This is a genomic window from Yoonia sp. 67-2, assembly GCF_035117555.1.
Taxonomy (GTDB): domain Bacteria; phylum Pseudomonadota; class Alphaproteobacteria; order Rhodobacterales; family Rhodobacteraceae; genus Yoonia.
On sequence record NZ_JAYKPK010000018.1, the window covers coordinates 1 to 19,282 of the forward strand.

Genomic DNA, 19,282 nt, shown 5'->3' on the forward strand with positions numbered 1-19,282 from the left:
TGATACATGACCGCACCCGATCACACGCTTGCTCTGTTCAAAAATCACTTGCACCAATAGGGGCATCCATACATGCACAAATGATTTTCGGTTTTTCTGGATCTATGTGGTGGGGGTCAAGCTGCCCAAAAAGCAATCTGACCGGTGAACCTTTACGAAACCAACAAGGTCAATCGGTTTAGCTTTCAAGCAAACCCTCCGTTGTTCAAATCCGCAAATCTGCCCCACACGTCCTGACGTCAGACAGCACCTAGCTCTGTAACATAGTGATTTAAGTGCCAGCAGGTGGGGTCAGTTCGACCTTAAAATCAACAAGCTGCACCCTGACCGATAGCGTGTCAAAGCTGTTACGGAACGCTCTCGTCATAGCACCAACGCTCGCTTCAGATCATCGTGCTCGAAGGCACTGGCCATGCGATTGATCTCGGCTGACCGCGCGCCGACCGACTTTGCGGTCTCGCGCCAAGTGGCGGTGACAGTGGCCACGTCCTTGATGATTGCGCGCGCCTGCGCGAGCGTCAGGGCGAAGAACTCCGAAGCCTCTTCCAGCAGGTCGATCGAGCAGGTGCCCTCGTCGAGATCAATGTTGGTCGTCAGCACCCGCGCCTTGATGTCGGTCGGGACGGGGTTGAGATCGTAGGCAGGCGACAGCGACCATCCAGCCTTGCCACGCCAGAGGAAACCGTGGTTGCGCAGATGATCGTCGACATTGGAGATCAGCACGCTGAAGACCACACGGCGATAAAGGGCGTGGGCATCGGTTTTTCCCTGCGCGCCATGTTCGGCCAGAGCGTCGACGATCTCGGGATAGCTCCCGCGTTCACCATCCTTGGTACCCATCATCGCCATGGCAGAAAGGAAAGGAATCCGCAGGATGCCATCGCGGTCAAACCGCCGGGATAGCATGACCTTTTTGCCCGCGACGTCGATGAGTTCGTGGTGCGGCGTGACGATGCCGGCCTGACCGGCTAGCCGGAGAGCGATCTCTTCCCATGTCTCCATGCTGTATTCGTCCGTTTCCTTCGGGAACTTGGCAATGGAAAGGTGACCGTGCTGGTCGATGACCGATGCCTTCGGCCGTGCTCCGCCTAGCGATGAGCCGGGCGCAAAGATGAGTTGGAGATCCTCGTCGGTTTCCTGATCACGCAGGATGCGCTCGGTGACCTGAAGCAGTCGTCCAAGATCAACTAGGGCGGGAACCCCCGCGCGGATCGGCGCCTGGAACGGCTCTTCGCCGACCCAGCGGAAGCGGAGTGCGCCAAGCCGGGTCTCGTCAGAGACACCCAGGAGATAATCGCTTTCGGTCAGCGTGCGCACGGCACGGCGATCACGTTCGGCGCTGCGTCGCTCCGCCCGCTGCATAAGACGGCGCCCCCAGGTGTCGGGCGCGGAGTCGCCAATCGAACCAAAGGTCGACAGACCCGCCGGTGGCGCAAAAGCGCCACGCGTAAGGGTGAGAGCGGGTTCGAGTGAGAACCGCTCCGCATCCTTGAGCCAGGCGGGATCGTATTCGAACAGAATGGTCTCATTACCGCGGACACGGTTGCAGCGTGCCAATCCGACAGGATGCAAGCGGCCGTTCAGATCGACATGAACCTCGAAATCATTCATCGCGCGATGATCCGGCAGACCGCTTGAGATGAACACTCTTTGGCAAGTCGGCACTGGCCAGCGCCTGGCCAACGCTGTCGTTGCTGATATCTGCCACTTGGCTTAACCCCTCTAGCAGGCCGAGGGCCTGCAGTACGCTTGCATAGATGCCGATGCTGACACTCGTATCTCCGGCCTCGATCTTCTGGAGGGTTGATCGCGACGTAAAAGCGCGCTCAGCGACGACAGCCATGGGTAGCCGTCGACGCCGACGGGCGTCCTGGATGTCCGCGCCGAGCTTGCGCAGCGCGCTCCGCACTGCCGCCGGGGGATTGTGAGGTGTTGGCATTTGCGACCTTTGCACTACATATCTATCGAATATGTAGCACGAAAACGACAATTGCTCAAGAAACCATGATCTCACTGGAAGGCGAACATTTCGATGTCCGACTGGCGCTTGTCTACCAAGAACCGCTCTATTGCACTAACCGGCCAGTGGCCGGAGCTCCCCTTTCCCCGGACGGACTTGCCCCGCAGCTTCAGTGACGGGTATGCCAAGCGCGGCATAGCCGTTCAGGACAGCGATGCTGAAGTGGAACTCAGCGACCTGGTTGTCTCAGCCGTCCCGCGCATCATTACCCCCGCAGCCGCCTTACTGAGAATGAATTGCCGATCCAGTTCCGGATGCTCAGCATCGCGTAACCTACTAGGGATAACTTCAGACTGACGTCAGAATTTATCCCTCTCCGGCGAAGTGGAAACGCTGCGAATCCCCCTTTCGAAACCCCTAAGCCGGAGGGGCTCAGCTACTCTCGACATCCTAAGTGCGAACGCCCTTCTCCCCGGACCCAACGCTGACTAGCCTCATCGCAGCGCCTGCTCCGGATCAATCCTCGCGCGTGCCCGTCAACTCGAACCACTGGACCAGCGCGCGCCGGATCATCTCGGGCCGAGTTGGCAAATCTGGCTCGACGCGGCGGCGGTCGTCGATCATTTCTATCAGTTCTCGAGGAAGCCGGAGCGTCAGAGCTTCTGTATCTTTTTTGGGGGGTGCCATTGATTATACCATTTTGATGTTGACATCATAATGGTACCATCCCATATTGTACGGGCAAAGACAAGAGATCTGCGGGGCGGGGATTGCCCTGCATTACACCTTGGCGCATCCCGGCGTCTGCCAAAGCGTCAGCTTCACCAACGGCAATTCCGCCCTGCGCGATGCATGGAGCGAGGCTGATTTGCAGGCGCAAGCCGACCTTGCCGCCCGCGTGCGCAAAGACGGCGCCGCGGCTTTGCGCGCCATCCCCTATCACCCCGCCCATGCCCGCCGCTTTCCCGCCGACATCCGCACGACGCTGGTTGCAGAAGCAGCACGTGTGACGCCCGAAACCGTTGCCCTGTTGCAGCAAGAGGCACTACCGCGCCTGAGCGTCCGTGCAAGGCTGGCACAGATGCAACCGCCCTGCCTGCTGATCAACGGCACGTTGGAACGCCGGTTTCAGCCGCTGAGCGACTGGCTGGCGCAGACACACCCGCAGATCGGCATTATCGATTTGCCGGGCGGCCATTAGGTGAATATCGAATGCCCTGACGGGTTCAACGCAGCCCTGCGCGCGTTCATCCACAAACAAGGCACCTGAATGACATCCACAACAAAAGACACGGCCTTTCTCTTGGGGCTCTATGCGGCGGCAGCGGCAGCAGGCTGGGGATTTGCAACCATCGGTCTGCCCTTGCCATGGATGCTGGGGCCTTTGGTGCTGAGCGCTGCGGCCTATGTCAGCGGCCTGGCAAAGGTGAAAGTACCGGTCCGCACGTGACCCTTTGGCCAGATGACGGTGGCCGCACAGGTCGGGTTGACCTTTACCCCGGCGGCCTTTGCATCGCTGCTGAACCTCGCGCCGCTGATCGTGGGGCTGGCGGTGGTCAGCGGCATTCTGGCCTCACTCGTCGCGATCATCCTTGCACGGTCCACCGAAATGCGGCTGGCGCAGGCCTTTGTCAGCACCTTCCCCACCAGCCCGGTCGAGGCGGCGGTGATCGCCGAACGGCTGGGCATCGCGCCCGCCCCGGTCGTGGTCGCGCAGACGATCCGTATCGCGATTATCGTGTTTCTGGTGCCGATGGCGATCTATCTGATCGACGGGGTGCCAGATGCTGCCACGTTCAACGCACCGCAAACCCTTGCCCTAGGTCATGCCGGGCTGGCGGTGCTGGCCATCGCCGGGACGATCGTTTTCAAGCTCTTGCGGCTGTCGAACCCTTATTTTCTGGGGCCACTCGCCGTCTCGGCGGCGGTTGCGGCCTTTGGTGTTGCGCTGCCGCCATTCCCACTTCTGATCATGGCGCTGGCGCAGATCGCACTTGGCACAAGGCTCGGCAGCACGTTCCGGCGGACATTGTTCACCTCGGGCGAGGGGCATCTGCTGGCGACATCCATTTCAGCGCTCGCCCTTCTGATGCTGATCTCGGGGATGGCGCTGGGGGTTGCACATCTGGCGGGCCATCCGTGGGAAACGCTGGTGCTGGGTGCAGCACCCGGCGGGGTCACGGAAATGGCGCTGACGGCCAAGTTTCTGGGGGCAGAGGTCGCGCTGGTGACCGCGATCCAGTTGACACGAATATTCCTGTTCATGCCGAATATCCCCTGGATCGTCCGGCTGATCGATCAACGCGAGACGCGGCGGCGGGGTTGAGGCAATCTCGCATCGCCCGGAATTTGCTTGAGCCCGCGCCGCCCGCCATCCCATAAAGAGCCAGCAGAAAGGATCGTCATGACCAGCCAGCAACAGCCACCGCAAGGCGAACCGACCATTCGCACCATTGCCATGCCCGCCGACACGAACCCGTCCGGTGATATTTTCGGCGGCTGGCTGATGAGCCAGATGGACCTTGCCGCAGGCAGTGTCGCAGCGCTGACTTCCGGCGGGCGCAGTGCCACGATTGCGGTTGATGCGATGATCTTTCACCGTCCGGTCAAGGTCGGGGATGAGGTGTCGCTTTATGCGGCGCTGGTCCGGCTTGGGCGCACCTCCATGACCATCCATGTCGATGCCTGGCGCAGGCTGCGCGCCAGCGACAAGAGCGAGATGGTGACAGAGGCCAACTTTACCTTCGTCGCGCTGGACGATGCGGGCAATCCCGTGCCGGTGCGCTCATCAGAGCAGGATCAACCGCGCACATCATAAGACGCGGCGATTGATGAGCCTTCACTGCGATCTGTTACTCGTCAGCCGCAGCCATATACATCGGCCCGCCCTTGTGACGCGGAAAGCCAAAGCCGGTCACCATTACAACATCAATGTCATCGGCGTTTTCGGCGATCCCTTCATCCAGCAAAGCCTGACCTTCGGCCTGCATGATGCACAGGATGCGTGCCATAATCTCATCTTCGGAAAAATCACGGCGGGTTCCGCCAGCGCGGGCGCTTTCGGTCATGATAATACGTTCCACCTCGGGATCGGGCTGAGCGCTGCCCGTGCTGTAATCATACCAGCCCTTGCCTGCCTTGCGTCCAAGGCGTCCCGCCTCGCACAGCCGGTCGGCGATATGCGCATAACGTTCACCTGCAGGCCGGTCCGCAGCACGGGCCTTGCGCTGCGCCCAGGCGATGTCGAGGCCGCTCATGTCCTGCACGGCATAGATCCCCATAGCAAAACCAAACCGCTCCATCGCGGCATCGATCTGCTGAGGCAGCCGCGCCTTCTTCCAGCATGAATTCGCAATCGCGGCGGTAGGCCGACATGATCCGATTGCCGATAAAACCGTCGCAGACACCCGCCACCACGGCGACCTTGCCCAAAAGCTTGGCAAGTGCGGCACCCGTCGCCAAGGCGCGCGGGCCGGTCTGATCGGCGCGCACCACCTCGAGCAGTTTCATCACATGGGCGGGGGCGAAGAAATGAAGCCCGAGGATGCGCGACGGATCGCGGGTCATCGCAGCCAAAGCGTTGACGTCAAGATAAGACGTGTTGCTGGCCAGAACAGCATCGGCAGGCATGACCGCATCAAGCTGCGCGAAGACGGCCTGCTTGACCGCCATATCCTCAAACACCGCTTCGATGACCAGCGGGTGATCGGCCAAGGCGTGATAATCGGTGCCTGTGGACAAACCGGCAAGTGCCCTATCCCTGCATGGTGGTCAGCGACAATGGGACGGAGCTGACTTCCAACGCCATCCTGAAATGGCAGGAGGACCGCAAGGTCGACTGGCACTACATCGCGCCGGGCAAGCCGATGCAGAATGGCTTCGTTGAAAGCTTCAACGGCCGCATGCGCGATGAACTGCTCAATGAGCACCTGTTCGACAGCTTGCGCCATGCCCGCAATTTAGTGGCGGCATGGCGCGACGACTTCAACCACCACCGCCCACACTCAAGCCTCGCTGGCATGACACCGTGGGAATATGCTAACCGGTCAAAGAAAGACCAAAACCTGAACAGAGCTAACTCATAAACGAGGACTCTCAGCGGAGCAGGTCAACCACGGCGTTCCTGATCAGGTCGAAAAAGCTTGGGCGTCTCCAGACGGGCCGTAGCAGGGCCTGTTACTGACTAGGCCACACTTGGAGGATTTCAATCTGCACCCCCGGGCTCCCATTTTTGGTTGCGGCGAAAGGCACCCCCATGCTCGTAAAATGCTACGGCGCAGCGTGTCAGTGCGCCTAATTGCGGACTTGAACAAGACTACTTTGAGCGGCGCGCCTCAGAAAGGGCTCGCGTTAATGAGTAATACTGTATGCATCCAGGTCTTGACTCAAGCATAGTAACTTTGACGGCGGGTTGCGCGTAATTCAGCCGATTTTCAGCCTCCGCTACTGCGCAGCTGTTTATTCGCATCCCTCATCCGGAACGACGCACGCAACCAGCAGTTTCATATCCAGAAACACAAATCTGGAGGAGCCGTCATGAATTCACCGCTTTCGATGTTGTTAACCCGGCCCTTTCGGGCCAACGAGTTTTCCCCTGCCCCGCGCCCGGCGTTGTTGTGTTTTTCGCATCTGCGGTGGGATTTCGTCCACCAACGCCCGCAGCATCTGCTGAACGCCGCGGCAGAATCCTATCGCGTCTATTTCATCGAAGAACCGGAATTTGCCCCTTTGGCTGCGCATTACCGGATGCGCGTGGCGACCTCGGGCGTCACGGTGCTAACGCCTGTGTTCGATGCACTAACCGATCATGTGGAGCAACAAAAGATTCTGGTCCAAGGGTTGCAGCGCAATCTGGGCGGCGGTCCGGTGGTGCATTGGTTTTACACGCCAATGGCGCTGCGCTTTGCGCGTGGGTTGCCTTGCGATCTGTGTGTCTATGATTGCATGGATGAATTGTCGGCCTTCCGCTTTGCGCCGCCTGATCTAGCAGCACTTGAGACAGAGCTGCTCGCACAATCTGATCTGGTGTTCACGGGCGGTAAAAGCCTTTTTGCCGCCAAACGTCAGTTACATGACGATGTCCACTGCTTCCCCAGCAGCGTGGATACCGCCCATTTCGCGCGCGCGCGGACAAAGCTCGCCGATCCGCCGGATCAGACAGATATTGCGCAGCCCCGCATTGGCTATGTTGGCGTGATTGACGAACGGATCGATCTTGACCTGATTGCAACGGGGGCAGCTGCCTTGCCGCATGTCCAGTTTGTCATGATCGGGCCCATTGCCAAGATTGATCCTGCTGATCTGCCGCAGGCGCCCAATATCCACTGGCTGGGCAGTAAAGATTACAGTGCCCTGCCCGTCTATATGGCGCATTGGAAATCCGCATGGATGCCGTTCGCGCTGAACGATGCCACAAAATTCATCAGCCCGACCAAGACTCCCGAATATCTGGCCGCGGGTTTGCCCGTCACAGCGACCGCGGTCGCGGATGTGGTTGAAACCTACGGCAGACAAGGTCTGGTGACTATTGCCAACACGGATACAATCGCGACCGCATTGCAGGCTAGTCTCCACCCACCGGGCCCGGAGTGGCAGATTGCCGTCGACAGATGCCTCGCGCTGATGTCGTGGTCAGGCACCTGGGCCGCGATGCAGGCGCTGATGTCTGTCCGTCTGCCTATTCGCGGGAAGGTCTGACCATGTATGATTGGATGATCGTCGGGGCCGGATTTGCGGGGAGTGTTCTGGCTGAAAGACTAGCGTCGCAACGCGATGAGACTGTGCTTGTGATCGACAAGCGCGATCATATCGGCGGCAATGCTTTTGATTACATCAATGACGCAGGTCTTCTCGTGCATCGTTATGGCCCGCATATCTTTCACACCAATGCCGACGCCATCGTCGCCTATCTGTCGCAGTTCACCACGTGGCACCCTTATGAACATCGTGTGCTGGCGCAGGTTGACGGGATGCTGCTTCCGATCCCCATCAATCTGGATACGGTGAACCGGCTTTATGATCTCGACCTCGATTCTGAAGGGATGGAGACATTTCTGGCCGACCGCCGTGAATCCGTTGATGACATCAAGACCTCCGAAGATGTCGTCGTTTCGACAGTCGGACGCGATCTTTATGAGAAGTTTTTCAAAGGCTATACCCGCAAGCAATGGGGTCTCGACCCGTCGGAATTATCGCGGATTGTCACGGCGCGCATTCCGACACGGACGAACCAGGATGACCGCTACTTCACCGACACGTTTCAGCAGATGCCAGCCGATGGCTATACGGCGATGTTCGCCCGTATTCTGGACCATCCTAACATCACACTCGACCTTGGCAGGTCTTGGGATGAAACAACAGATCGCCCGCTAGCCCGCCGGATCATCTTTACCGGACCAATTGATGAATATTTTGAACAATGCTTTGGCCCATTGCCCTACCGGTCTCTGCGCTTTGTCCATGAAACACGGGATCAGGAATGGGTGCAGCAGGTAGCGACGGTCAACTTTCCCCAAACCGAGGACTATACACGCATCACTGAATACAAACATCTGACTGGTCAGGTTCACGCCAAGACCAGCCTGACCTATGAGTATCCTACAGACGAAGGCGATCCTTATTATCCAATCCCCCGGCCCGAAAATCAGGCGCTATACAAGCGTTACCGTCAGGCGGCTGAACAATTGGACGATGTGTGGTTTGTGGGGCGGCTGGGTGCCTATCAGTATCTGAACATGGATCAGGTCGTCGGACAGGCCTTGGCCACCTTCGAGAGGATCAACGCCACTCGCACGCCGACAAGTTTTGTGCGCGCGGCAGAATGATTTTGCCCCTTCCGGCAGAAAAGCCGGTGCGGGTCCTGTTTGTCTTTGCCTGGCTGGGGCAAGGGGAGGAAAAAAACCTGATCCGGCATCTGGCCCAAGGGCTGGATCGCCGGCGGTTCCGGATTGACGCGCTCCCCTGTCTGCGGCTGCCCTGTGCAACAGACGCAGACCAATCCGCGCTGCGGGCCGTGAGTATTGACGTCGACCTTGCAGCCTATGATCTCAGCTTTGATCGCACAATTTCTTATCTTGAACGCAAGATCACGGGCTATGAAATCATCGTCGCTTGCCAGAACGTGGCAGATATCTATCCAGCACTTGACCGCTTGCGACATCGTCCGCCACTGATCGAATACGGACAAACCGTGCGTGAGGCTGCGGCCGGACCAAAGCACCTCACGACACGCTATGTCGGGACGACAGATGCAGTGCGCGCGGTCGCATCTGCGCGGATGCCCGACCGACCACACCACGCCTCCACTATCGCGCCCCCTTGGCAGGACAGCACGATACGCGCCTGGGCCGCTTTGTTCGACGAAGTTGTAGCCCAGACGCCCGCCCCGCCGCCTGATCTGTTTACCAGTTTCATCCAAGGCGGCTTTGAATGTTCGGCCCACAAGCTGCACCATGGCAGGCGGCTGGATATCATCGCGGCAACTGCACATGATATCCATGCGGAAAGCGACTATCGCCAACTTGGCCAGTTTGGCATGCGGACATTGCGGGACGGTGCGCGTTGGCATCTGATCGAAGCCCAGCCAAACCGCTACGACTTTGCGAGTTTTCTACCGATGATGCAGGCCGCGCAGCGCAGCGGAACACAAGTGATCTGGGACCTGCTGCATTATGGCTGGCCCGACGACATCGACATCTGGTCGCCGGCTTTTGTGGACCGTTTTGGACATTTCGCGGGCGCGGTCGCAAAAATCTGGCGCGAAAACTCCGATCAGGTGCCCTTCTGGTGCCCGATCAACGAGATTTCGTTCTTTTCCTGGGCGGGCGGCGAAGTGGGTTACATGAACCCTTTTGCCAGCACGCGCGGCTTCGAGCTGAAAGCGCAACTCGCCCGCGCAAGTATTGCCGCTATGCATGCCCTACGCGATGTTGATCCACGTGCGCGCTTTGTCCATTGCGAACCGTTGATCGCGGTTCACCATAGCCCTGCATCCGGCCTGCCCCGCGCCGATGCAGAAGGCTGGCATCAAGCGCAATTCCAAGCGTTTGATCTGCTGTCCGGGCGCATCTGGCCACAACTGGGCGGTGATCCATCGCTGCTGGATATCATCGGGGTCAATTATTACCCACGCAATCAATGGATACATGGCGGCGGTCAGATCGCGCCTGAAGATACAACCTACCGGCCTCTGTCCGATCTCTTGTTCGAAACCTACGCAAGGTATCAGCGCCCGCTTTTCGTGTCGGAAACCGGGACCGAGGATGATCACCGCGCACGGTGGTTCCGTTATGTCGCCAGCGAAGTCATGCACGCCCGTCAACGCGGCATCCCTGTCGAAGGCCTGTGCCTCTATCCGATCCTGAACCACCCTGGCTGGGATGATGACCGCGATTGTCACAACGGCCTGTTGACGCTGCATTTCGAAGGCGCCGTCAGGGGGGTGGATGCCGCACTTGCAACGGCTTTGCGTGACTTTGGGGCTGACCGGAATATTTAGGCAAGCGCCTACGGGTCAGTCATGCCGTTATGAATTGCGGTTGCGGCAATCGCCCCTTGGCCCATGGCGACAGCGATCTGGTCCAGCCCTTCAGTCACATCGCCAATTGCATAGGCGCCATCTATGTTGGTGCGCTGCTTGGCATCAACGGTGATATGGCCGTCATGCGACAGCCGCACATCAAGGTCGCCCGCCAGATCCGAGCACGCCGTTGTTTCCAAAGCCACGTAGAGCGTATCAAACCGATGCGTTACACCTGTTTGCAAGGTGACGATCACCTCTGTTTCTGACAAGGACATGTCTTTCATCGGGGCGGTCAGCGCCCTGATGCCCGGCTCTGGCACCGCCACCGACCCGTCAGATGGGATTCTCACCACAAAAGGTGAATATCGACTGATGAACCGCGCCTCTTTCGCGCCATGCGCACCATTGCCGAGCACGGCAATGCGTTTGTTCTGCACTTCATAAGCATCACAGACCGGACAATAGCGGATTAAGCCGCGCAGCAAACCCTGCGCATGGTCCTCGCGCGATAAGGGGGGCCGGTGATTGAACACGCCCGTCGCGAAGATAATGTTGCGCGCCGTTGCGATCTGCTGGCCTGTCGTGACGTAGAACACCTGGCCATGCTTTTCGACTTTGTGCACAGTCACAGAGGTAATACAGGCTCCATAAAGCTCTGCATGACTTCGCATCCGCTGGAGAAGATCAAGGCCACCGATACCCTCTGGAAAACCGGCAAGGTTACGGGTCCGCGGGATTAACCCGGCCCGTCCGTCCTGCCCGTCAAATACCGTTACGCTCCGCAAAAACCGGGCAAGGTAAAGTGCGGCCGTCAGCCCGGCAGGGCCGCCGCCAATAATGGCGCAATCTTTGATATCGGCACCCATGATGTCCTTTGCGACCGGCCGGAAGTTCACAAGGCCGTCTCTCATCCAACCGGGTATCGTGCCGTGCGTTCCCGTGCTGCGCGCGAGAGCTGTCGCCGCCTAGAACCTACGGCTCTGGCCCTGCGCCCGGGCCATGCCAAACCAGCCTGCCCGGGCGAAATGCCGATGCGCGACCCGCCGGACAAGATGTGCCCCGAAAAGCACTCAAGCGCAGACATCAGAGTCCACTACAAATAGCGCTGCATATGTGATCGTATGACCAACTAATGTGTCGAATGGTCAAGTCTGGCGCATTCCGCGCAGGGCTTTGGATCAATGGCTACGTGCATTCGTCGGCTGCACAAGGCTGTAGCAGTTTCGTCCGCAATGGGAACAGCTTTGGAGTGGTGGGCGTTACAACCAAGCACGTCCTTCGACCCACGGGTGTCCAAAAAAGGCGAACCCTTGAAAACCTGTGATTGTCTTCACTTTAACGAATGGAACAAGTCATGGCTGCACGTCCCGTCTGGAAAGGCCAGCTTCGCCTGTCCTTGGTTTCGATCCCAGTAGAAATGTTCACCGCCACCGTCACAGGCGCGCGTGTCAGCTTTCGTCAGATTCATAAGCCTTCGGGTAAGCCGATCAATTATGAAAAGGTCGCTGCAGGGGTCGGACCCGTCGACAAAGAGGACATTTTCAGCGGCTTTGAAATCGAGAAAGATGAATTTATTCTGATTGATCCCAAGGAAATCGACGCGATCAAGCTTGAAACAAAAAAGACGTTCGAGCTTGTGCAGTTTGTCGGAAACACTGACATCTCACCGCTGTATTATGAAAAACCATACTATCTCGTACCCTCCGACGAACTCGCGCAGGATGCATACCGCGTTGTGCGGGATGCGTTGCGCACGGCGGGCAAGGTTGGTCTCGGCCAGATCACGATGCGGGGCAAGGAACGTCTGGCAGCGGTCCGGCCCTGCGGTGACGGTTTGCTGGTTGAGACACTGCGCTACGCGGATGAAGTACGCGAAGCGGATCCGCTGTTCGCTGACATCAACGATGATGAGACTGATGCAGACCTACTGGAGGTCGCAACCGCGCTGATCGACAAGAAGACGGCGCCATTCAAGGCGGACAATTTCAAGGACAATTATGCGATTGCTCTGCGTGAAATGATCGAAGCAAAGCGCACCAACCGGAAAACCCCGCGTGTCTCTACAGATGGGGCACCGACCGCAGCGTCCGGGAATGTCATCGATTTGATGGCTGCTCTCAAGCAAAGTCTGGGCAAATCCGGACCCAAGAAGACGACTCCGAAGAAACCGCCCGCCAAGGCTACCAAAAGCCGGGCAAAATGAACCGCCCGTTAGACGAATATCACCGCAAACGGGATTTCGCCCAGACGCCGGAACCTGCTGGTGATCAAACTGACAAACAATCACCGGAGGCACGATCCTTTACCGTGCAAAAGCATGCGGCGACACGGCTGCATTGGGATCTCCGGCTGGAGTGGGACGGTGTTCTGCTCAGTTGGGCGGTTACGCGCGGGCCAAGTGCCGATGTGAAGGCGAAACGCCTTGCCGTCAGAACAGAAGACCACCCTTTAGATTATGCCACTTTTGAGGGCACGATCCCGAAACCATTATATGGGGCCGGAACGGTGATGCTTTGGGATCAGGGCACTTGGGCACCTTTGGGCGATGTGAACTCTGGTCTGGCGGATGGCATGCTCAAATTCGTGCTGTCGGGGGAACGTATGCGCGGCGCGTGGATGCTGGTACGGATGAAACCCCGCAAGGGCGAGAAACGTGAAAACTGGTTGCTGATCAAAGAGCGTGATGCCCATGCCAGCGATGATACCGAAGAGCTTGTGACAACACATATGACCAGCGTTGCGACTGGGCGTGATATGGCGGAAATCACCAAAAATATCACCAAAAAGAGCATGCCGCGGGAAAAGACAACAAAAGCGCCGCCGTTCAGGCCCGTTCAGCTTGCCAAGCTACAGACCGATGTGCCGTTGGGAGATGATTGGCTGCACGAGGTCAAGGTGGATGGCTATCGCTGTTTGGCGGCGTACGGCGCGGAGGGGGTCAAACTCTACACACGTTCTGGTCTGGATTGGACAACACAGTTCGGGGCTTTGCTGCCCGCGTTTGGCGCCTTGCCCTGCAAAAGCGCGCTGATTGATGGCGAGGTGGTAGCGGCAGGCGTGGAAAGTCATGCGTTTTCAACGTTGCAGCACCGGTTGAAGAATGGCGGTCCCTTGGCATATGTGGCCTTCGATCTTCTTTATCTTGACGGCCGTGACCTGACAAAACTGCCATTGATGGACCGGAAAGCAAAATTGGAACGCCTGCTAGAGAACAGCGATCCGGCGCTGCGTTATTCCACACATATCGAGGGACATGGCGCAGAAGCTTGGGCTCAAGTCTGTGCGGCGGGGCGCGAAGGTCTGATTTCGAAACTAGCCACTTCGCCCTACCACGCGGGCAGACATGGCAGCTGGATCAAGCTGAAATGCGGCCAGCGGCAGGAATTTGTGATCGGCGGCTGGATACCGTCAGCATCGCGCGGGCGGCCTTTTGCGTCCCTGCTCATGGGATCATTCGAAGGAAAGCATCTGGTCTACCGGGGGCGCGTCGGTACCGGCTTTGGCACGCGCGAGTTTGATGAACTTGTGCCGCTGCTGGAAAAGTGGTGCCGCAAAACCAGCCCGTTCGCTGATGCTCGTGCCGAAGTCTCCAATGCGCACTGGGTCACACCCAATTTGGTCGCCGAGATCAAATTTACCGAACTGACGGCAGCCGGGCATATCCGGCACGGCACTTATCAGGCTCTCCGGCAGGACAAGCAGGCGAAAGGTGTCAGCCTCGATCAGGTAGAGGAGGTTGCGGCGGATGCACACAATCAAAAAGGAAGCCACAGCAGCAAAATCAGCGGCGTGACCATCACCCATCCTGATCGGCAAGTCTTTGACACTCCCGCAGTGCCCAAGCGTCAGGTCGCCCAGCATTACGCAGATTTCGGCGAAAGGATGATGCCTTTTCTGCGCAATCGTCCCGTATCGTTGCTGCGCTGCCCTGACGGCATCGCGGGTCAATGCTTTTTCCAAAAGCATCGCGGCGATGGCATGCCACGCTCGGTGGGCAGTGTCGCGATCTCGGACAATGCGGAAGATGCCGACTACATCACACTGGCTACCCCGACCGGGCTAGTCGCTGCCGCCCAGATGGGCACAATCGAGTTCCACATCTGGGGATCGCGCAACAGCGCGCTGGAAAAGCCAGACCGCATCGTCTTTGATCTGGACCCGGATGAGGCCGTGCCGTTCCCTGCCGTGCGGCAGGCAGCTTTGGATCTGCACGATCTTTTGGGCGATCTTGATCTGCCTTCGATACCCATGCTGACCGGCGGCAAAGGCATCCACGTCATCGTGCCGTTGCTGCCAAAGGCGGGTTGGGACACGGTCAAACTATTTTCCCGGACGATCGCCGTCATGCTGTCGGACCGCGAACCGCATCGCTTTATTGCGACAATGTCGAAAGCCAAGCGAAAGGGGCTGATCTTCATCGACTGGCTCCGGAATGATCGTAGTGCAACGGCTATCGCGCCCTATGCGCTGCGGGCACGCCCCGGTGCCAAGGTCGCCGTGCCGCTGACATGGGAAGAAATAAGAACCGCAATGTCCGCAGGTCAATTTTGCATCGCTTCAGTAAGAACAAGGCTGACACAACCATGCCCGCTGCAGGATGCCACCAAGCGCGCCGTATACTTGGATGAAAAAGTTCTGAAAAAGCTCGAACGACAGGTGAATGCGTGATCCGACCGGCACCGTCGCAGGCAGATCAATCGAAATGCTTGTCAAGGTCAGTAGTTGCCGGGGGGGTCGCTTGCCGGAAAGGATTCGTCGGATTGTTGGTCTATCAGATCCCACGCCTGCGGCGGGTCCTTCATGGCATCAGCGCCCGCCGGGCGCACAGCTGCATCACTGTGCTGCTTCGTTTCGGGTGAAACCTCTTTAATCTCAATAAATTGAGCTTCACCAATTGCGCTGCCTCCGCCTGCAATAAGGCGGGCACCACGATCATAGGTCAGGTAACGCCACAGCCACTGGCTGGACACCAGAAACCTGTTCGGGAAACCGACCAGCAGGTAAACATGGATCACGGCCCAGGCGAGCCATGCAAACCACCCGTTCATCCTGAACCGGCCCCATTCGAAAACCGCCGCATGCCGCCCGACAATCGCGGTATTGCCACGGCTGTTATATCGGAATGGTGCCAGGGCCGTGCCTGACGTGATGTTTCTGGCCAGCGACCGGCCCAGATGATGTCCCTGTTGCTTTGCGACCTGCGCCAAACCTGGCAGCGCAGCACCGCTGTCGTCTGTGAAAACCGCCACATCGCCCATCGCAAAAATATTTGACTGTCCATTGATTAACATCGTCACATCAACCGGGATCCGCCCTGCGCGGTCGGTCCGGCCCAGTTGCTGCGCAAGTGGCGAGGCAGAGACGCCCGCCGCCCAAAGCACGAGCCCAACAGGCTCCTTATGTCCGCCAATACGGATGAAATCTGGGCCGATGTCCTCAACCGCCTCACCCGTGCGGACGTGAACGCCAAGGCGTTCCAGACGCGATTTTGCATAGGTCGCACTTTTGTCGGAAAAGGCCGACAGCAAACGCGGACCAGCTTCAACCAATGTCGTGCGTGTTGCGGCAGGGTTCACGTTGCGGAAATCTTTAGCGAGTGTGAAGCGGCTGAGTTCCGCAATCGCGCCCGCCAGTTCGACACCCGTCGGGCCGCCGCCGACGATGACAATATGCAAAAGACGCTCCCGCTCTGCGATGTCGGATGTCCGCTCCGCCCGTTCGAAGGTTAGCAATATCTGCGAACGGATGTGCCGCGCATCTTCAATTGTCTTGAGTCCCGGCGCCCATTTCTCCCAGTCATCATGTCCGAAATAACCGTGTCCCGCGCCACTGGCGAGGATCAAGTGGCGATACCGAACAATGGTGCCACACGTCAGTCCCAGCTGCTGCGAAACCATGTCGATCTCGGCAACCTCGCCATAGATCACGTTGACCGATTTGTGGTGCCGCAGCACCCTGCGGATCGGTTCAGCGACATCTGTCGCGGACAGCGCTGCGGTAGCAACCTGATATAGCAGCGGTTGAAACAGGTGATGGTTGGTGCGGTCGATGATCGTTGTCGCGATCCCCGCCTTACCGAGCTCCTTTGCCGCCTCCAATCCAGCGAACCCGCCGCCGATGATCACCACCGCGACTTCTTGCGGATAATCTGGCCCTGCAGGGGTCGATGCGTCGTTGCTGTAGTTAGTCGCATCCATCACAGTGTCACTCCTTGTCCAGAGGGTTGAGCGTGGATCTGTTTTTGGCTCAGCCTCGCAGATAAAACCCACATGAGCGACGCACGTTCCGTCACAGGGAATGCCGTCCATTATGCGCCGGACGGAACGGCACTGCAGTCCGCGTGTTCCATATGCATGACCGTCCTTAAGGAGAAACAACATGACCACGCAAAATCACGCTCATAACATCTATGTCGTCGGGCTTAGAAATGCCCATGCTATGGAGAAACAGGCGCTGTCGATCATGGAGCCGCAAGTCTCGCGGCTGACGCATTATCCCAATCTTTCACAGCGGCTGCAAAGTCACATTTCAGAAACGGAAGAACAAATAAACCGGCTCGACCTGATCCTGGAAAGGTTGGACGAAAGCAGTTCGGTCATCAAAGATATGATGACCTCAGCATCGGGGTCGATGGCGGCGATGGGGCACGCTGCGGCAAGTGATGAGGTGCTCAAAAATACGATGGCAAATTTAGCATTTGAGAATTTCGAAATCGCTGCCTACCTGTCGCTACTAACTGCCGCCAAACTTGCTGGTGACACAGCATCGATACAGCCACTTGAACAAAGCCTTGAGGAAGAACGACGCATGGCAGCTTGGGTCGAAGAGCAGGTCCCAACTGTGACAGAAACCTTCATCACACTTACGGCGGCAGGTGAGACTGCGAAGCGATAGCGCGAAAGTTCTGTAAATGACCAAAAAGGTGGGCAGATCCCTTCGGGCTTCAAAGCTAGAAGATTTTGAACTTTCTCTGGTTCTGGGCGGGGGCAATGCACTGGGCGCCTATCACTTGGGCGCCTGTGAACGGCTTCTGGGTGCCGGCTTCAACCCGACATGGCTGGTGGGTGCCTCGATCGGGGCAGTCACCGCCGCGATCCTTGCTGGCAATGAACCTTCCAACCGGCTCGCGCGGTTGCGGGAATTCTGGGCCATCGCACGACAGCCCGATCTCGCACCCGCCTGGGGCATCCCAGAGATTTTTCGCGCCAGCTACAACAATAATAATGCTTTTGCCGCACTGATGTTCGGGCGACGCGGATTGTTCGCCCGGCACTTTCCGGGCGAGCTTTCAGTGCTGCCGGGCATGCCATCGGACCGATCCATCATGGATCATCTACCGATGGCCAGCACGCTGAATACCCTGATCGACTTTGACTATTTGAACGACGGTCACACCCGCGTCTCGCTGGTTGCCGTCGACATGGAGGCTGGAGAAGAAATTTGGTTCGATAACACAGAGATGAAGATCACGGCAGAGCACCTGTTGGCCTGCACCGCACTTGCACCGTTGTTTCCCCCCGTCGAAATTGATGGACGCCTGCTGTGTGATGCGGGGGTCTCGAACAACCTTCCCTTTGATCGGGTGTTTCGGGAAAACTTCACCTCAAACCAGCTTTGTATAGCCGTCGACCTGTTTTGCGCTCAGCACGGACGACCGGATACGCTCGATCAGACAGTCGCGCGCATGCAAGATCTGGTGTTTGCGATGCAGGCCCGTCGCAGCGTCGCCGCCCTCTGCAATGAGCGTCAGTTGATCCGTCAGCACAATCCTGACAGCCCATCTGCAATCCTTGCTCACGCTGCATATCACCCGCCCGGTACGCAGCGGGCCCTCAAAGCGCTCGATTTTTCAGCCCGATCACTACAGCAGCGTGTCCAAGCGGGTGTTCAAGACATGGGGCAAATGTTGCAGCGCCTCGAAAACGCGCCGCGTGACCAACCTATCTGCTATCTCGGAACTGAGTATGACATCGGCAAGGTGCCCTAATCTTGAAAAGCGTAAAGATAAAAACCGCCACAAATCGCCGACAGATTCTGTGCAAAATCACAAGACAGTTCCATCTGCCCCTCAATTTCCAACAGCATGTTCAGTAACGTGGCCCCTCATTCAGGGGCCGCTGTGCTGACCTGTCATGACATCACCCGCGCGCTCTGGCGCTGCTATAAAAAACCTCGGTTCGCTTAGAGGGTTTGACAACGCGTGTTGGACGGGTCGGATGCGATGCGGCGTTCATCGTTTAAAAACGGGCTTGATGAACCGATGATGTCAATGTGACCTTGGTGCTCTTACCGAGCTGGCGCAATCCGTTTCCCTCGTCCCCAAATGATCGGCTAAGGAACCTTTCTGCTTGCGCCCTTGCGTGAAGCATCGCCCGCCGAGACTTACGCTCACGTTCTTCAGCAACCATTTCCGAGAGTGTTTCGATGAAGATTTGGATTTGGGCTTTGTTTACATGCGGCATCGGTTGTCTCCTGTGCAGCGTGAATATTTATGTGTCAGACATTGGTGTTTTGACCTCTATTCCCAGAAACTTGCCTGCACGATGTAGACGTTCACATTACCCTGATGCGGCAACCCCAAGTAGAGCCGGAGTCTACCTAAAAATATCACCGGAAAATGCGTAGACTTATCAATTGGGAGCTCAGCATTGCGCTTATCCCTTGCCCCGGAACGTCCAAGCTCACCACGCGTTGAACTTAGGTTGCTGCTAAGTATGGCAGTAAGTAAGCGTTTCCTGCCCCCCACCTTCCGTCTGTCAGCATGATGGGTTCATTGGACCCTGTTGATTGTTGGACTGGAT

General features: G+C 57.9%; 18 protein-coding genes and 1 pseudogene. 12 read left to right on the forward strand and 7 right to left on the reverse strand.

Annotated features, from left to right (window positions below):
* Positions 1-363: 363 nt before the first annotated feature.
* From VOY09_RS17975 to VOY09_RS17985, 3 genes are all read right to left on the reverse strand, one after another.
* On the reverse strand, positions 364-1,611 hold the full coding sequence (locus VOY09_RS17975; RefSeq protein ID WP_322896215.1) for a HipA domain-containing protein: 1,248 nt from the start codon (positions 1,609-1,611) through the stop codon (positions 364-366).
* Complete coding sequence (locus VOY09_RS17980; protein ID WP_322896217.1) at positions 1,604-1,939, reverse strand: helix-turn-helix transcriptional regulator; 336 nt, start codon at positions 1,937-1,939, stop codon at positions 1,604-1,606. The genes VOY09_RS17975 and VOY09_RS17980 overlap by 8 nt, the downstream gene beginning before the upstream one ends.
* Before the next feature lie 537 nt (positions 1,940-2,476).
* Positions 2,477-2,647, reverse strand: a complete 171-nt coding sequence (locus VOY09_RS17985; RefSeq protein WP_322896219.1) for a hypothetical protein — start codon at positions 2,645-2,647, stop codon at positions 2,477-2,479.
* 46 nt (positions 2,648-2,693) lie between these two features.
* On the opposite strand from VOY09_RS17985, the gene VOY09_RS17990 reads away from it, so the two are divergent.
* The 4 genes from VOY09_RS17990 (at position 2,694) to VOY09_RS18005 (ending at position 4,778) form a co-directional block, all read left to right on the forward strand.
* Positions 2,694-3,161, forward strand: coding sequence for a hypothetical protein (locus VOY09_RS17990; protein WP_322896221.1), 468 nt, complete (start codon positions 2,694-2,696; stop codon positions 3,159-3,161).
* A 69-nt stretch (positions 3,162-3,230) separates the two neighbouring features.
* Positions 3,231-3,410, forward strand: coding sequence for a hypothetical protein (locus VOY09_RS17995; protein ID WP_322896223.1), 180 nt, complete (start codon positions 3,231-3,233; stop codon positions 3,408-3,410).
* A gap of 12 nt (positions 3,411-3,422) precedes the next feature.
* Positions 3,423-4,286, forward strand: coding sequence for an AbrB family transcriptional regulator (locus VOY09_RS18000; RefSeq protein WP_322896225.1), 864 nt, complete (start codon positions 3,423-3,425; stop codon positions 4,284-4,286).
* Positions 4,287-4,364: 78 nt separating this feature from the next.
* Positions 4,365-4,778 carry an acyl-CoA thioesterase gene (locus VOY09_RS18005; protein ID WP_322896227.1) on the forward strand — a complete coding sequence of 138 codons (414 nt, stop codon included), beginning with the start codon at positions 4,365-4,367 and terminating at the stop codon, positions 4,776-4,778.
* A gap of 34 nt (positions 4,779-4,812) precedes the next feature.
* On the opposite strand, the gene VOY09_RS18010 is transcribed toward VOY09_RS18005, so the two are convergent.
* Positions 4,813-5,262 (reverse strand): 3-hydroxyacyl-CoA dehydrogenase family protein, encoded by a 450-nt coding sequence (locus tag VOY09_RS18010; RefSeq protein WP_322896229.1) that lies wholly within the window; start codon positions 5,260-5,262, stop codon positions 4,813-4,815.
* Positions 5,153-5,701, reverse strand: coding sequence for a 3-hydroxyacyl-CoA dehydrogenase family protein (locus VOY09_RS18015; protein ID WP_322896231.1), 549 nt, complete (start codon positions 5,699-5,701; stop codon positions 5,153-5,155). Before VOY09_RS18015 ends, VOY09_RS18010 begins: the two co-directional genes overlap by 110 nt.
* A 17-nt stretch (positions 5,702-5,718) precedes the next feature.
* Here VOY09_RS18015 and VOY09_RS18020 point away from each other — a divergent pair.
* The 4 genes and pseudogenes from VOY09_RS18020 to VOY09_RS18035 all read left to right on the forward strand — a co-directional run.
* Positions 5,719-6,045 (forward strand): annotated as a pseudogene (locus VOY09_RS18020) (integrase core domain-containing protein); the annotation flags it as partial.
* 451 nt (positions 6,046-6,496) lie between these two features.
* Positions 6,497-7,657: a glycosyltransferase gene (locus VOY09_RS18025; protein ID WP_322896233.1), complete on the forward strand. Its 1,161-nt coding sequence runs from the start codon at positions 6,497-6,499 to the stop codon at positions 7,655-7,657.
* A 2-nt stretch (positions 7,658-7,659) separates the two neighbouring features.
* Positions 7,660-8,784: a UDP-galactopyranose mutase gene (gene glf, locus VOY09_RS18030; RefSeq protein ID WP_322896236.1), complete on the forward strand. Its 1,125-nt coding sequence runs from the start codon at positions 7,660-7,662 to the stop codon at positions 8,782-8,784.
* Positions 8,781-10,457, forward strand: coding sequence for a hypothetical protein (locus VOY09_RS18035; RefSeq protein WP_322896238.1), 1,677 nt, complete (start codon positions 8,781-8,783; stop codon positions 10,455-10,457). The genes glf and VOY09_RS18035 overlap by 4 nt, the downstream gene beginning before the upstream one ends.
* An 8-nt stretch (positions 10,458-10,465) precedes the next feature.
* Here VOY09_RS18035 and VOY09_RS18040 read toward each other — a convergent pair whose 3' ends face one another.
* On the reverse strand, positions 10,466-11,347 hold the full coding sequence (locus tag VOY09_RS18040; RefSeq protein ID WP_322896240.1) for an NAD(P)/FAD-dependent oxidoreductase: 882 nt from the start codon (positions 11,345-11,347) through the stop codon (positions 10,466-10,468).
* A gap of 488 nt (positions 11,348-11,835) precedes the next feature.
* Here VOY09_RS18040 and VOY09_RS18045 point away from each other — a divergent pair, with 488 nt between their 5' ends.
* Both VOY09_RS18045 and ligD read left to right on the forward strand, forming a co-directional pair.
* Complete coding sequence (locus VOY09_RS18045) at positions 11,836-12,684, forward strand: Ku protein (protein WP_322896242.1); 849 nt, start codon at positions 11,836-11,838, stop codon at positions 12,682-12,684.
* Positions 12,681-15,149, forward strand: a complete 2,469-nt coding sequence (ligD, locus tag VOY09_RS18050; RefSeq protein WP_322896244.1) for a DNA ligase D — start codon at positions 12,681-12,683, stop codon at positions 15,147-15,149. Before VOY09_RS18045 ends, ligD begins: the two co-directional genes overlap by 4 nt.
* 47 nt (positions 15,150-15,196) lie before the next feature.
* Here ligD and VOY09_RS18055 read toward each other — a convergent pair whose 3' ends face one another.
* Positions 15,197-16,606: an NAD(P)/FAD-dependent oxidoreductase gene (locus VOY09_RS18055; RefSeq protein ID WP_323811303.1), complete on the reverse strand. Its 1,410-nt coding sequence runs from the start codon at positions 16,604-16,606 to the stop codon at positions 15,197-15,199.
* 253 nt (positions 16,607-16,859) lie between these two features.
* Between VOY09_RS18055 and VOY09_RS18060 the strand changes: the two genes are divergently transcribed.
* Together VOY09_RS18060 and VOY09_RS18065 are read left to right on the forward strand one after the other, a co-directional pair.
* The gene (locus VOY09_RS18060; RefSeq protein WP_322896246.1) at positions 16,860-17,375 is read left to right on the forward strand and encodes a ferritin-like domain-containing protein; all 516 of its coding nucleotides are present in this window, start codon (positions 16,860-16,862) and stop codon (positions 17,373-17,375) included.
* Between the two features lie 16 nt (positions 17,376-17,391).
* A complete protein-coding gene (locus VOY09_RS18065; RefSeq protein WP_322896248.1) occupies positions 17,392-18,468 on the forward strand; it encodes a patatin-like phospholipase family protein in 1,077 nt (358 codons plus the stop codon).
* Positions 18,469-19,282: the final 814 nt, after the last annotated feature.